The following is a 13,876-nucleotide window of genomic DNA, read 5'->3' as shown; positions in this document are numbered from 1 at the left end:
GCTCAGTCGTCCGCGATGGCCTGCACCGAGGTGCGCAGGCCCCGGTTGAGCTCGTCGAGCTCCAGGGTCCGGGGGCCCTCGTTGAGCGTGATCGCCTCCATGACACCCCAGTTGACCAGCACCATCGCTCCGTTGTCGAGGTGGTAGCGGTGCACCTTCGCGCCCTCGAGGAGCTCCTGCAGGTGCGCCGCGACCTCGTTCATCGACTCCTCGAACTTGAGGGTCAGCGGAATCTGCGGGAGAGACACGTAGACGGTCACACGACGATTCTACGATTCACTTCGACGGGGAGGAAGAAATCATGGAGATCGACGGGATCGAGGTCTTCGAGTCGTCCGAGGACCACGGCTACTCGTGGCGCTGGGACGATCCGCGCGGATTCGAGTCGGAAATCCTCTGGGACCGCCAGATCGGCTACCTGACCCTCGGCACCCGGGTGCCGCCGGGCGGCTGGACGCACTCCACGCTGGACTCCAACCGGTACGGCTCCGCGCGGACGGTCTACGAGGCCCGCGACGCGGTGGAGCGCTACGTGACCCAGGCGGCGGCCAAGCCGCGCTAGTCGGGCCCGGAACCCCCGCCCGACGGCGGGCGGATCCGGACGACCCGGTCGTCGGTGGCGCCCGGTGCGCCCCCCGGGTCCTTGTTCACGGTGCCGAACCACACGAAGCCGTCGGAGGCGAGGTCGGCCCCGGAGATCCGGCCGTAGGTGTTCTGCAGGACGGTCTCCGGCGGGCCGACGAAGCGACCCTCGGCCGTCGGCTTCAGCACGAACAGCCCGCGGGCGTCGGACAGCCCGACCAGCAGCGTCCCGCCGCCGGCGGCGCACCCGGAGACGCCGGGGCGGTCCGGCCACGTCCAGGCCGGGGCAGCGGCCGCCGCGGTGCCCGCGGGGGCCCCGGGGCGGATGCCGAGCAGCACGTCCCGGGCGCCCGCGCGGTCGGTGACCCACGTCGTGTTCGACGTCGGGTCGGCGCAGGCGTCCCCGGGCGAGCGCAGCCCGGAGCCGATGATCGGCGACGCCGGGTCGGGGTTGCCGGGGGCGGGCCGGCCGAACGGGTCGATGCGCAGCAGCTTGCCCGCCAGGGAGGTCGCCGTCGGCGTCGTCCCCGCGTCCCCGGTGGCGACCAGCAGGGTCCCCGACGGCTCCACCCCGATCGCCCCGCGGTTGTCCACGGACCCGCTCGGGATGCCGGACAGGACGGGCTTGGGCACGTCGCCGGGGGCGATCCGGAGGACCGCGTTGCCGGCCGGGGTGGTCGCGTAGGCGTAGAGCAGCTGGTCCTCGGCGTAGGAGGGGGACAGCACGAGCCCCGTGAGCCCGCCGTCGCCCGCGGCGTCGACCGCGACGGTCGCGACGACCTCCGGCGCGGTCTGCGGGGCGACCCGCAGGATGCGGCCGGTGGTGCGCTCCGCGACCAGGGCCGCCTGCCCGCCGGGCAGGGTCACCACCGCGGACACCGGTGCGAGGCAGGTGGCGACCACCTGCGGGTCGGGGTCCACGCACTCCCCGGGCGGCGCGGCGGCACCCCCGGGCGGGGCGGACGGGGCCTGCGGCTCGGACGGCGACGGTGACTGCGGTTGCGGGGCCCGCTCCGCGCCGATCTCGGGCTTGTCGCGCCACGGCTCGTCGGACGCGTCCGGGAAGCGCGCGCAGCCCGCGACGAGGGCGAGCAGGACGGCGGCCAGCCCGAGGGCGCGCGCGACGGGACGCGGGGACATCGCCGCCACCCTAGGCGGGCCCGGCTGAACCCACCGTGAGACCCGTGGGGGTCTAGCCTTCCGAGCCGATGAGCGAGGACACGCTGACCGTGCTGGTGCCCGACGAGGTGGGGGAACGCGAGCTCGCCCGCGTCGACGGCGTGCGGGCGGTCCGCTACGACGAGTCCGCTGGCGTCGAGGGACTCCCGCCCGAGGCGGCCGACGCGCAGGTGTTCGTGCCCGGGTTCCTGGGCCAGGACGCTGCGCGGGAGCTGATCGCGGCGTGCCCGCGGGTGCGCCTGGTGCAGCTGCTCTCGGCGGGCGCGGAGAAGTTCGTCGGGTACCTGCCCGACGGCGTGGCGCTCTCGGACTGCCGCGGCGCGCACGGCGGGGTCACCGCCGAGTGGGTGCTCGCGTCGATCCTCGCGGTGCTGCGCGAGATCCCGGAGTTCGTGCGGCACCAGGTGGCGGCGCACTGGGACCAGCACCTCACCGACACGCTCACCGGCAAGAGCGTGCTGCTGGTCGGCGCCGGCGACCTCGCCGAGCAGACCCGCCGTCGTCTGGAGCCCTTCGACGTCGGGCCGGTCGCCCTGGTCGGCACCCGGGCGCGTGAGGGTGTGCACGGCGTCGACGAGCTCCCCGACCTGCTCGGGCGGTTCGACATCACGGTGCTCCTCGTCCCGCTCACCGACGCCACGCGCGGGCTGGTCGACGCCGACTTCCTCGCCGCGATGCCCGACGGCGCCCTGCTCGTCAACGCCGCCCGCGGGCCCGTCGTCGACACCGACGCCCTGCTCGCGGAGCTGACCGCGCAGCGGCTGCGCGCCGCCGTCGACGTCACCGATCCGGAGCCGCTCCCGGCCGACCACCCGCTCTGGCGCGCGCCGAACCTCCTGATCACCCCGCACGTCGGCGGCAGCGTCCCGGGCCACCTCGACCGGGCCTACCGGGTGGTCGTGCCGCAGATCGAGGCGGTCGTGGCGGGGGAGGACCCGCCGAACCTCGTCGTGGGCCAGTACTGAGTTTTCGCGACGAGCCGTTCGCTACGACAGCGCTCGTGCCTCGCGCTGTCCCAGCGTCGGCCGCGCGGATCTCGCGGCACCCTCCGCGCGGCGCCACGATCACCCGAACGGGCCGACCTAGGCTGCTCCGTCGTGAGTCTGTGGCGGCGGGACCGGGTCGAAGGCGGCGACGTGGCCTTCCTCGGCTTCGAGGGCGCCCCGAGCGACACCGCGGTGTTCCCGTGGCGCGAGGAGCGGGGCGCGTCCACGGTCGACGAGCCGGTGCCGACGACGACGGTGCTCGCGGTCCGTCCGTGGGGCACCGAGGTCGGGCTGCTGGTCGCGCGGGTCGTCCTCGGGATCACCGCGGTGCTCGGAGGCGCGCGGACGCTGTTCGACCTGCCCCGCGGTCATGGCGACGGCACCGCCCACACACAGACCCTGCTCGCCGGGCTCGGCTTCGCGCCGCCCGCCGAGCTCGCGACCGCCCTCGGCTGGGCCCAGCTCGTCGCCGGGCTGCTCGTGGCGCTCGGGATGTTTGCCTCGTTCGCGGCCTCGGCGCTGCTCGCGATCGCGCTGGTCGCGGTCGTCGTCACCGTGCCAACCGCGTGGATCTCCGGCACCGTCGGACCGGTCGAGGCGCCGCTGTTCGGGGCGGCCCTGGCCGCCGTCGTCGTCCTCGCCGGGCCCGGCCGGATCAGCGGCGACGCCGAGCGTCCCTGGTACCGCGCGCAGACCCCGGTCGGGATCGCGTGCGCGATCATCGGCGTCGGGACGGCCCTGACCGTGCTGCTCGCGATGCGCGCCTGATCAGGCCCGCGCGGTGCGCGGGGGATCGACGACGACGCTCAGCGCCCGGGCCTCGACCTCGTCGCGCCGGGCGACGCAGCGGGCCGGGTTGCCGGCCCACACCTCGCCGACGCCGGTCGAGCGGGTGAGGACCGCGTTCGCCCCGACGACGGTGTCCCGCCCGACGACGACCGGCCGGTCCGGGCTGCCCGCGACGACCGCTCCGGTGCAGATCACCGCGCCGTCCTCGACGATCACGCACGGGCGCTCGTCGTGCTGGTGTAGCCACGGCACGTCCCGCCCCAGCATCACGCCCTGGTAGAGCGTGACGTCGGCGCCGATCCGTGTGTGCGGGTGCACCATCGTCCCGATCGCCCGGTGCTGCAGCGACAGGTTCGGCCCGACCTGGATGGAGTGGTGCCAGTCGATGCCGTAGAGCGCGAGCAGTTCCAGCGCGGCCCGACGGATCAGCCGCGAGCGGCTGCGTCGGGCGCGGATCAGACGGTGGACGACGGACATGCGGGGGATCCTGCGATCACCGTGCACCCGACGTCGGGTGGATCACCCGATCGGGACGGGCGCCCCGGTCCGATCGCGGCCGGGCGGTGACCCGGTCGTGGCCTCGTCCCGGCGACCGATCCGCCGGGCGGGGTTGCCCGCCCAGATCTCCCCAACGCCGGTGGACCGGGTCAGGACGGCGTTGGCGCCCACCACGGTGTCGCGTCCGACGACGGTCGGGCGGCCCGGGCTCCCGAGCACCACGGCCCCGGCGCACAGCACCGCCCCGTCCTCGACGATCACGCGCGGCCGGTGGTCCGCGGCCTGCGGCTCCCAGGGAGTCCGCTGGCCCAGGGTGACGCGGTGGAACACGGTGACGTCGGCGCCGAGGCGCACGTGCGGGTGGACCACGGTGCCGAGCGCCCGGTGCCGCAGGCGGAGTCCGGGGCCCACCTCGACCGTGCCCGGCCAGTCGATCCCGTAGAGGGCGAGGAGCTCCAGGGCGACCCGGCGCACCGGCGCGAGGCGGCTGCGGCGGGCCCGGACGAGGAGCGGCACGAGGGACACGATCGAATCGTGCGCCATTGATCGTCGCCGGCGACAGTCGGACCACCCGACCGTGGACACTCTTTCCCGACGACGGGCCGCGCGGCCCGTTGTCGGGGAGGGTCAGAGGTCGCGGACCGCGCCGGTCGCCCCCGACGTCACGAGCTTCGCGTACGCCCGCAGCGCCGAGGTGAGGTTCCGGCCGCGGTCGGTGCGCGGCTGCCACGGCCGCTCCGACGCGTCCATCTTCGCGCGGCGCTCGGCGAGGACGTCGTCGTCGACGAGCAGCTCGATCCGCCGCGTGTCGACGTCGATGAGGATCTGGTCGCCCTGCTCGATCAGCGCGATCGTGCCGCCGGCGGCGGCCTCGGGGGAGATGTGCCCGACGCTGATGCCCGACGACCCGCCGGAGAAGCGGCCGTCGGTGATCAGCGCGCAGACCGCGCCGAGGCCCGCGCCCTTGAGGAAGGCCGTGGGGTGCAGCATCTCCTGCATCCCCGGGCCGCCGGCCGGGCCCTCGTAGCGCACGACGACGACGTCGCCCGGCTGCACCTCCCGGGCGAGGATGATCGAGACGGCCTCCTCCTGGGAGTCGACGACGCGCGCCGGGCCCTGGAAGTGCCGCCCGTCCTCGGGGAGTCCGGCGCTCTTGATCACGGCGCCCTCGGTGGAGAGGTTGCCGGTGAGCACCGCGAGCCCGCCGTCGGCGGAGAAGGCGTGGGCGACGTCGCGGATGCAGCCGCCCGCGGCGTCGGTGTCCAACGAGGACCAGCGGTTCGTCGTCGAGAACGGCTCGACGGTGCGGACGCCGCCGGGCGCGGCGTGGAACAGCTCGACGGCCTCCTGGGCGGGCTGCGCCCCGCGGACGTCCCAGCGGGCGAGCCACGTCTCGAGCGAGTCGGCGTGCACCGCGTGGACGTCCCGGTGGAGCATCCCGCCCCGGTCGAGCTCGCCGAGGATCGCGGGGATGCCGCCGGCGCGGTGCACGTCCTCCATGTGGAAGCTCGAGTTCGGGGCGACCTTGGAGACGCACGGCACGCGACGGCTGACGGCGTCGATGTCGGCGAGGGTGAAGTCCAGGCCGGCCTCGTGGGCGGCGGCGAGGATGTGCAGGACCGTGTTGGTCGAGCCGCCCATCGCGACGTCGAGCGCCATCGCGTTCTCGAACGCGTGCTTGTTCGCGACGTTCCGCGGCAGGACCGACTCGTCGTCGTGCTCGTAGAACCGGCGCGCGAGCTCGACGACCGTGCGACCCGCCGTCAGGAAGAGGTCCCGGCGGGCGGCGTGCGTGGCGAGCGTGGAGCCGTTGCCGGGGAGGCTCAGCCCGAGGGCCTCGGTCAGGCAGTTCATCGAGTTCGCGGTGAACATGCCCGAGCAGGAGCCGCACGTCGGGCAGGCCGAGCGCTCGACCTCGGTGAGACCCTCGTCGGTGACCTCGCTGCTGGCGCTGGCCGAGATGGCGGTGATGAGGTCGGTCGGGGCCTGCGCGACGCCCCCGACGACGACCGCCTTGCCTGCCTCCATCGGCCCGCCGGAGACGAAGACGGTCGGGATGTTCAGCCGCATCGCGGCGTTGAGCATGCCCGGCGTGATCTTGTCGCAGTTCGAGATGCAGACCAGCGCGTCGACCGCGTGGCCCTGGACCATGTGCTCGACGCCGTCGGCGATGACCTCGCGGCTGGGCAGCGAGTGCAGCATCCCGCCGTGCCCCATGGCGATGCCGTCGTCGACGGCGATGGTGTGGAACTCGCGCGCGATCCCGCCCGCCTCGCGCACCGCTCCCGCGACGAGCTCGCCCATCTCCTTGAGGTGCACGTGCCCGGGCACGAACTGGGTGTAGGAGTTCGCGATCGCGATCAGCGGCTTGCCGAAGTCGTCGTCGGTCATGCCGGTGGCCCGCCACAGGGCGCGGGCGCCGGCGGCGTTGCGACCCTGGGTGGTGACGCGGGAACGGAGCGGCGGCACGGGGTCCTCCAGGTCGGGGTGGGGTCCCCCGGAGGCTACGCCCGGGGCGCCGGGCCGCCCGGCTGGTCGGCTTCCGGCTCCTGTGCCTGCTCGTCCGCCTGCTCCTGTGCCGGCTCGTCGGTCGGTTCCTCGGCCTGCTCCTCCTGCTTCTCGCGCAGTCTCGCGATCCGCATGCGGGCGGCCTCCAGCTCCCGGGCGTGCTCGGCGGCGGCCTCGGCCTCGGCGGGGGTGGGCGCGGAGATGCGGCCGCCGCTGGCCTCGCCGACCCGGCCGAGATCGCGGACCCGCACGCCGCGCAGCTCGAGCTCGGCGCCCTCGGTGGGCACCGCCCGCACCCAGCCCTTGCCGGGCAGGCGCAGCGTCGACACCTCCGACCACCGGACCGTCCGGCGCCCCAGGACCCCGTGGACGTGCAGCCCCTCGGTGTCGACGCGGGTGCGGGAGCGCACGATCCACACCGCCAGGGCCAGCGGGATCGCGAACAGCAGGAACCACGCCCCGCCCTGGAACGCGATCGGCGAGAGGCACAGCGCGAGGAAGGCGGCGGCCACGAGGGCGACCGTGGGCACCGCGCGGAAGGTCGCCGGAGCCGGCGGCGCGGACACCGGGGCCTGCTTCTCGTCGGACACGTCAGCCACGTCCGCGATGGTGCCAGGAGGGTCCGACAGCGGCCGGGTGTGATCGAGGAGGCGGTCCCGACCCCCGGCGGGCGCGTGCTACCGTCTGCGCCATGCAGCGAATTCTCGTACTCGCCGGGCGCGTCAGCGTCTGACGAGCGTCGTGCTCGCCGCATAGAGAACCTGACGCGCCTGCCCTCTCCGCCCCTCGGCGGCGAGGGCTTTTTCGTGTCCGGAGTCCGACCACCCACAGAGGCTGATCACCGATGACCACCGCCAGACCGCGCCCGGCGCCGCGCACCGGCGCGCCGAGCGAGCAGCAGGACACGGCGAGCCAGGCGACCCCGTCGGCCCGCGCGGCCCGTCCGTCCCGCGTCGAGCCGACCCCCGCGACCGGGGCGCAGTCCCTCGTGCGCGCCCTCGAGGCCGTGGGCTGCGAGGTCGTCTTCGGGATTCCCGGCGGCGCCGTCCTCCCGGCGTACGACCCGCTCTACGACTCCACGCTGGTGCGCCACATCCTGGTGCGCCACGAGCAGGGCGCCGGGCACGCGGCCACGGGGTACGCGCAGGCGACCGGTCGCGTCGGGGTCTGCATGGCGACGTCGGGTCCCGGGGCCACCAACCTAGTGACGCCGCTGGCCGACGCGATGCTGGACTCGGTGCCGATCGTGGCGATCACGGGCCAGGTCGGCCGCAAGCTGATCGGCACGGACGCCTTCCAGGAAGCCGACATCTGCGGCATCACGCTGCCGATCACCAAGCACAACATGCTGGTGACCGACCCGGCCGACATCCCGCGGGCGATCACCGAGGCCTTCCACATCGCCTCGACCGGCCGTCCCGGCCCGGTGCTGGTCGACCTCCCGAAGGACGTCCTGCAGGCCCAGACCACGTTCTCGTGGCCGGTCGACATGGCCCTGCCCGGCTACCGTCCGACGACGAAGCCGCACGGCAAGCAGATCCGCGAGGCCGCCCGGCTGATCGCCGCGGCGGAGCGCCCGGTCCTCTACGTCGGTGGCGGCGTCATCAAGGCCGAGGCGTCCGCGGAGCTGATGGAGCTCGCCCGCGAGACCGGCGCACCCGTCGTCACGACCCTGATGGCGCGCGGTGCCTTCCCCGACTCGCACCCGCAGAACCTCGGCATGCCGGGCATGCACGGCACCGTGGCGGCGGTCGCGGCCATGCAGAAGGCGGACCTCCTCGTCGCCCTCGGCGCACGCTTCGACGACCGCGTGACCGGCGATCTCTCGACGTTCGCGCCGGGCGCGAAGATCGTGCACGCCGACATCGACCCGGCCGAGATCGGCAAGAACCGGGTCGCCGACGTGCCGATCGTCGGCGACGCCCGCGAGGTGATCGGCGAGCTGACCGCCGCGCTGCGCGGGCAGGACGGCTCCCCGGACCTCACGGCCTGGTGGAACCAGCTCAACTCCTGGCGGGAGACGTTCCCGCTGGGCTACGACGACCCGGCCGACGGCACGCTCTCCCCGGAGTACGTCATCGAGCGCATCGGGGCGATCGCCGGGCCGGAGGCGATCTACGCGGCCGGCGTCGGCCAGCACCAGATGTGGGCCGCGCAGTTCGTCCGCTACGAGAACCCGCGCACCTGGCTGAACTCCGGCGGCGCCGGGACGATGGGCTACGGCGTGCCCGCGGCGATGGGTGCGAAGGTCGGTCAGCCCGACACCACCGTCTGGTGCATCGACGGCGACGGCTGCTTCCAGATGACCAACCAGGAGCTCGCCACCTGCGCGATCGAGGGCATCCCGATCAAGGTCGCCGTCATCAACAACGGCAACCTCGGCATGGTCCGGCAGTGGCAGACCCTGTTCTACGGGGAGCGCTACTCCAACACCGAGCTCGGCACGCACAAGCACCGCGTGCCCGACTTCGTCATGCTCGCCGAGGCGCTGGGCTGCGAGGGCCTGCGCTGCGAGTCCAAGGACGACGTCGACCGGGTGATCAACCAGGCCATGGAGATCACCGACCGCCCCGTCGTCATCGACTTCACCGTCGGCGCCGACGCACAGGTGTGGCCGATGATCGCCTCGGGCACGAGCAACGACCAGATCATGGCGGCCCGCGACATCCGGCCCCTGTTCGACGACCCCGAGTCGGGTGGAGCGGACGAGGTCGTCACGGACATCGAGCGGGAGCAGTGATGAGCACGCACACGCTGTCGGTCCTCGTCGAGGACAAGCCCGGTGTCCTGGCCCGCATCTCGGGTCTGTTCTCCCGGCGCGGCTACAACATCCAGTCGCTCGCCGTCGGACCGACCGAGGAGGCCGGCATCTCGCGGATGACCATCTGCGTGAGCGTCGACGAGTTCCCCCTCGAGCAGGTGACCAAGCAGCTCAACAAGCTGGTGAACGTCATCAAGATCGTCGAACTGGAGCCGACGACCTCGGTCCAGCGCGAACTGGTCATGCTCAAGGTGCGTGCCGACGCCACCGTGCGCTCACAGGTGCTCGAGGTGACGCAGATGTTCCGGGCGAAGGTGGTCGACGTCGCTCCCGACGCCGTCACCGTCGAGGCCACCGGCACCGCCGACAAGCTCTCGGCGCTGCGGCGGATGCTCGAGCCCTACGGCATCCGCGAGATCGTCCAGTCGGGGATGGTCGCGCTGGCCCGCGGGCCGCGCGCGATCGCCGCGAACCGCTAGTACGTCTTTCTCAGTACGTCAGTCAGGAAGGAACCGCAGTTCCCATGAGTGTCGAGATCTTCTACGACGCCGATGCCGATCTCTCGATCATCCAGGGCCGCAAGGTCGCCGTGATCGGGTACGGCAGCCAGGGCCACGCCCACTCGCTGTCGCTGCGCGACTCGGGCGTCGACGTGCGCATCGGGCTCCCCGAGTCCTCGAAGTCGCGCGCCAAGGCCGAGGAGGAGGGGCTGCGGGTGGTCACGCCGTCCGAGGCCGCCGCCGAGGCCGACCTGATCATGATCCTGGCGCCGGACACCAAGCAGCGCCAGATCTACGCCGACGACATCGCGCCGAACCTGAACTCCGGCGACGCGATCTTCTTCGGGCACGGGTTCAACATCCGCTACGACCTGATCAAGCCGCCGTCGGACGTCGACGTCGCCATGGTCGCCCCGAAGGGCCCGGGCCACCTCGTCCGCCGTCAGTTCGTCGACGGCAAGGGCGTGCCGTGTCTGATCGCGGTGGAGCAGGACGCGTCCGGGTCGGCGGAGGCGCTGGCGCTGTCGTACGCGTGCGCGATCGGTGGCGGGCGTGCGGGCGTCATCAAGACGACGTTCACCGAGGAGACCGAGACCGACCTGTTCGGTGAGCAGGCCGTGCTCTGCGGCGGGACGTCGGCGCTGGTGCAGGCCGGGTTCGAGACGCTGGTCGAGGCCGGCTACCAGCCCGAGATCGCCTACTTCGAGTGCCTCCACGAGCTCAAGCTGATCGTGGACCTCATGTGGGAGAAGGGCATCTACGGCCAGCGGTACTCCTGCTCGGACACTGCCGAGTACGGCGACCTCACCCGGGGTCCGCGGATCATCAACTCCGCGGTCAAGGACGAGATGCGCCGCGTGCTCACCGAGATCCAGGACGGGTCCTTCGCCCGCGAGTGGATCGCCGAGGACGACAACGGCCGCCCGAACTTCACCAAGCTCGAGGACGAGGGCAAGGCCCACCAGATCGAGCAGGTCGGCGCGAAGCTCCGCGACCTCATGCCGTTCATCCCGAAGCAGGCCCTCTGAGGGTCGCCGCCTGAATGTCAGCGGTGGCACACGGCTGACGTCGAGTGTCAGCAGGTCGCCACGGTCGATGGCGGGCGTACCGACTGGTGCGCCCGCCATCGTCGCTCGTGGCAGGCGGAGCAGCGAGTCGTCCCGACCGGCAATACGCCCCGTGGATCTCCACAGCCCGCGATCGACTTTCCCACGGCGGCTCCCCGCCGCCGGACAGTCGCCCCATGCGACGAGGTTTCTGGGCCATCGATCCGGAGCTGATCCGGAGCGTGGCGATCGACAACACCGCCCACGTGCACGAGCTGATGAAGCTCGGTATCCCGGAGGGCACGATCTACCGACGGTGCCGACCGGGCGGACCGTGGACGCTGATGGCCCCGGCGACGGTTCGGCTCGGCACCGGGACGCCGACGCGCCGGGAGCTCGTGCGTGCCGCGTTGATCTACGCCGGGGCGCGGGCCGTGCTCACCGGGCTCGACGCCGCCCGTGCGCACCGCCTCCGGCGCGGCGAGCTCCCGGACGCCGTGCACGTGCTCATCCCGTTCGAGATGCGCGTCCACGCCGTTCCGAGGGTGCGCATCGAGCGCACCCGCCGGCTCCCGACGCCGCCGCGGGTCCGTGACGGCCTCCCGGTCGCGCCGATCGAGCGATGCCTGCTCGACGTGGCGCGCACCATGACCGACGAGTCCGACGTGGCCGCCATCCTCAGCGAGCCGGTGCAGCGGCGCCTCGTCCTGCCCGAGGCCCTGGTCGAGGAACTGGACGCGGGGTGCAGGAAGGGCAGTTCAGTCCCGCGGACCGTGCTGCGGGCGGTGTCCGCGGGCGCCCGGTCGGCGTCCGAGTTCGACTTCGTCCGCTGGTGGAACAGTCACCCGCAGCTGCGCGAACACACCATCGTGCTGAACGTCCGCATCAGCGCGGAAGGCACGCTGCTCGGGATCGCCGACGGCTTCCTGCCCGAACTCGGTCTGGTCCTGCCGATCGACTCGGTGGAGCAGCACTTCATGACGTCCGACCAGGTCGTGGAGACAGAACGGCAGCACCGGGCCTACCGCTCGGCCGGGTTGCACGTGTACGGGGTGCGGCCCGGTCGCATGCGTGGCGACTCGCCCGGGCTGCTGCTCGACGTCCTGGACGCGATCGCCGTCGCGCGGCAACTGCCGACTCCGCCGGTGCTGTGGGTCCCGGACCTCGCGCGCCCGGCCTGATCCTGCGTGCGGCCGCATCGTCGTGGCGACCTGCTGACACTGGACGTCAGCCGTGGGCCACGGCTGACACGCGGCGCGGCACGGTACGACGGGGCTGGCGAGCCGTCGTGGCGACCTGCTGACACTGGACGTCAACCGTGTGCCACCGCTGACGTCAGGAGGCGACGCCCCTTGGGTCCCGGTGTGGTCTGGGGCACGATGACTGATCGTCCGCAGCGCCGCCGACCCCGGGGAGACCGATGTCGAAGCCCGTCGTGCTCATGGCCGAGAAGCTCGCCGCGTCGGCGCTGGAGGTGTTCGGGGACGAGGTCGAGGTCCGGCACGTCGACGGGACGGACCGCCCCGCCCTGCTCGAGGCCGTCCGCGACGCCGACGCGCTCCTCGTCCGCAGCGCCACGCAGGTCGACGCCGAGGTGTTCTCCGCGCAGCGGCACCTCACCGTCGTGGGGCGCGCCGGGGTCGGGCTGGACAACGTCGACGTGCCGGCCGCGACGGCGGCGGGCGTGATGGTCGTCAACGCGCCGACGAGCAACATCGTCTCGGCCGCAGAGCACGCGCTCGCCCTGCTGCTGGCGACGGCCCGCCACATCCCCGCCGCCGACGCGAGCCTCCGACGCGGCGAGTGGGCCCGCAGCAGGTACTCCGGCGTCGAGATCCAGGGCAAGACGGTCGGGGTGATCGGGCTGGGGAAGATCGGCCAGCTCGTCGCCGCCCGGATCGGGGCGTTCGACACCACCGTGATCGCCTACGACCCGTACCTCCCGGCGAGCCGCGCCGCCCAGCTCGGTATCGAGCTGGTCGACCTCGACGAGCTGCTCGCCCGCGCCGACATGATGACGATCCACCTACCGAAGACGCCCGAGACCCAGGGATTGATCGGCAAGGAGGCGCTGGCCCGGACCAAGCCCGGCGTCATCGTCGTGAACGCGGCCCGGGGCGGGCTGGTCGATGAGGAGGCCCTCGCCGAGGCGATCCGCTCCGGGCACGTCGCCGGGGCAGGGGTCGACGTGTACGTCACCGAGCCGACGACGCAGAGCCCGCTGTTCGAGCTCGAGCAGGTCACCGCCACCCCGCACCTCGGCGCCTCCACCGCCGAGGCGCAGGACCGGGCCGGCACCGACGTGGCCCACTCGGTGCTCAAGGCGCTCCAGGGCGACTTCGTCCCGGACGCGGTCAACGTGCAGGGCGGGGCGGTCGGCGAGGAGGTCCGGCCGTGGCTGGGGATCACGCAGAAGCTCGGGACCCTGCTGTCCACGCTCGTCGGACAGCCGGACGCGGTCACCGTGGAGGTGCGCGGCGAGCTCGCCCACGAGGACGTCGCGGTCCTCCAGCTCGCGGCGCTGCGCGGGGTGTTCGGCGAGGTCGTCGAGGAGCCGGTCACGTTCGTCAACGCCCCGTCGCTGGCCGCCGACCGGGGTCTGCGCGTCACGACGGAGACCGCGTCGGAGAGCCCCAACCACCGCAGCGTGGTGACGCTGCGGGCCGGGCGCACCACGGTCTCCGGCACCCTCACCGGCACCGACCAGGTGGAGAAGCTCGTCGAGATCAACGGGCGGTCGTTCGACCTGCGCGCCGAGGGCCACGTGCTGCTCTTCGAGTACACCGACCGGCCCGGCGCGATGGGACTGGTCGGCACCCGCCTGGGCGAGGCGGACGTCAACATCGAGGCCGCCCAGCTCTCGCAGACCCGCGACCGGGGCTCCTCGGTCATGCTGCTGCGCGTCGACCGGGCGGTCCCGGCCGAGGTGCTCGCCCCGATCGGGCAGGCGCTGGACGCCCGGACCACCCGATCGATCCCGTTCGGCTGACCCCTGAAGAGGGCACGCGGGCCCCGGACGCATCCCAT

The 13,876-nt window shown here is 73.2% G+C and carries 14 protein-coding genes; 8 read left to right on the top strand and 6 right to left on the bottom strand.

What is annotated here, in order from left to right; translation table 11 throughout:
* Positions 1-2: 2 nt before the first annotated feature.
* Positions 3-260, bottom strand: coding sequence for a hypothetical protein (locus tag WCD74_RS12740; protein WP_337695209.1), 258 nt, complete (start codon positions 258-260; stop codon positions 3-5).
* 41 nt (positions 261-301) lie between these two features.
* Between WCD74_RS12740 and WCD74_RS12735 the strand changes: the two genes are divergently transcribed.
* Positions 302-562, top strand: coding sequence for a hypothetical protein (locus WCD74_RS12735; protein WP_337695208.1), 261 nt, complete (start codon positions 302-304; stop codon positions 560-562).
* Here WCD74_RS12735 and WCD74_RS12730 read toward each other — a convergent pair.
* Positions 559-1,722: a PQQ-dependent sugar dehydrogenase gene (locus tag WCD74_RS12730; protein WP_337695207.1), complete on the bottom strand. Its 1,164-nt coding sequence runs from the start codon at positions 1,720-1,722 to the stop codon at positions 559-561. The two genes, WCD74_RS12735 and WCD74_RS12730, sit on opposite strands and share 4 nt — an antisense overlap.
* Before the next feature lie 68 nt (positions 1,723-1,790).
* On the opposite strand from WCD74_RS12730, the gene WCD74_RS12725 reads away from it, so the two are divergent.
* Together WCD74_RS12725 and WCD74_RS12720 are read left to right on the top strand one after the other, a co-directional pair.
* Positions 1,791-2,726 carry a 2-hydroxyacid dehydrogenase gene (locus WCD74_RS12725; protein WP_337695206.1) on the top strand — a complete coding sequence of 312 codons (936 nt, stop codon included), beginning with the start codon at positions 1,791-1,793 and terminating at the stop codon, positions 2,724-2,726.
* Positions 2,727-2,858: 132 nt separating this feature from the next.
* Complete coding sequence (locus WCD74_RS12720; protein ID WP_337695205.1) at positions 2,859-3,515, top strand: DoxX family protein; 657 nt, start codon at positions 2,859-2,861, stop codon at positions 3,513-3,515.
* Here the strand turns inward: WCD74_RS12720 and WCD74_RS12715 are convergent, their stop codons facing one another.
* The 4 genes from WCD74_RS12715 to WCD74_RS12700 all read right to left on the bottom strand — a co-directional run bounded on the left by WCD74_RS12715 (position 3,516) and on the right by WCD74_RS12700 (position 7,141).
* On the bottom strand, positions 3,516-4,013 hold the full coding sequence (locus WCD74_RS12715; RefSeq protein ID WP_337695204.1) for an LbetaH domain-containing protein: 498 nt from the start codon (positions 4,011-4,013) through the stop codon (positions 3,516-3,518).
* 42 nt (positions 4,014-4,055) lie between these two features.
* Positions 4,056-4,559 carry an LbetaH domain-containing protein gene (locus tag WCD74_RS12710; protein ID WP_337695203.1) on the bottom strand — a complete coding sequence of 168 codons (504 nt, stop codon included), beginning with the start codon at positions 4,557-4,559 and terminating at the stop codon, positions 4,056-4,058.
* Positions 4,560-4,661: 102 nt separating this feature from the next.
* The gene (gene ilvD, locus WCD74_RS12705; RefSeq protein WP_337695202.1) at positions 4,662-6,503 is read right to left on the bottom strand and encodes a dihydroxy-acid dehydratase; all 1,842 of its coding nucleotides are present in this window, start codon (positions 6,501-6,503) and stop codon (positions 4,662-4,664) included.
* Between the two features lie 35 nt (positions 6,504-6,538).
* Entirely contained in the window at positions 6,539-7,141 is a 603-nt protein-coding gene (locus WCD74_RS12700; RefSeq protein WP_337695201.1) for a PH domain-containing protein, read from the bottom strand.
* Between the two features lie 245 nt (positions 7,142-7,386).
* Between WCD74_RS12700 and WCD74_RS12695 the strand changes: the two genes are divergently transcribed.
* From WCD74_RS12695 to serA, 5 genes are all read left to right on the top strand, one after another.
* Positions 7,387-9,282 carry an acetolactate synthase large subunit gene (locus WCD74_RS12695; protein ID WP_337695200.1) on the top strand — a complete coding sequence of 632 codons (1,896 nt, stop codon included), beginning with the start codon at positions 7,387-7,389 and terminating at the stop codon, positions 9,280-9,282.
* The gene (gene ilvN, locus WCD74_RS12690; RefSeq protein WP_337695199.1) at positions 9,282-9,782 is read left to right on the top strand and encodes an acetolactate synthase small subunit; all 501 of its coding nucleotides are present in this window, start codon (positions 9,282-9,284) and stop codon (positions 9,780-9,782) included. Before WCD74_RS12695 ends, ilvN begins: the two co-directional genes overlap by 1 nt.
* 44 nt (positions 9,783-9,826) lie before the next feature.
* On the top strand, positions 9,827-10,831 hold the full coding sequence (ilvC, locus tag WCD74_RS12685) for a ketol-acid reductoisomerase (protein WP_337695198.1): 1,005 nt from the start codon (positions 9,827-9,829) through the stop codon (positions 10,829-10,831).
* Between the two features lie 215 nt (positions 10,832-11,046).
* Complete coding sequence (locus WCD74_RS12680) at positions 11,047-12,030, top strand: hypothetical protein (protein WP_337695197.1); 984 nt, start codon at positions 11,047-11,049, stop codon at positions 12,028-12,030.
* Positions 12,031-12,269: 239 nt separating this feature from the next.
* A complete protein-coding gene (gene serA, locus WCD74_RS12675; RefSeq protein ID WP_337695196.1) occupies positions 12,270-13,838 on the top strand; it encodes a phosphoglycerate dehydrogenase in 1,569 nt (522 codons plus the stop codon).
* Positions 13,839-13,876 lie beyond the last annotated feature (38 nt).

The sequence above is a fragment of the Actinomycetospora aurantiaca genome, from assembly GCF_037401875.1.
In the GTDB taxonomy this organism is placed as follows: Bacteria; Actinomycetota; Actinomycetes; order Mycobacteriales; family Pseudonocardiaceae; genus Actinomycetospora; species Actinomycetospora aurantiaca.
Note: the sequence above shows the minus strand (reverse complement) of the source record. Positions and strands in the feature narration are given on the sequence as shown.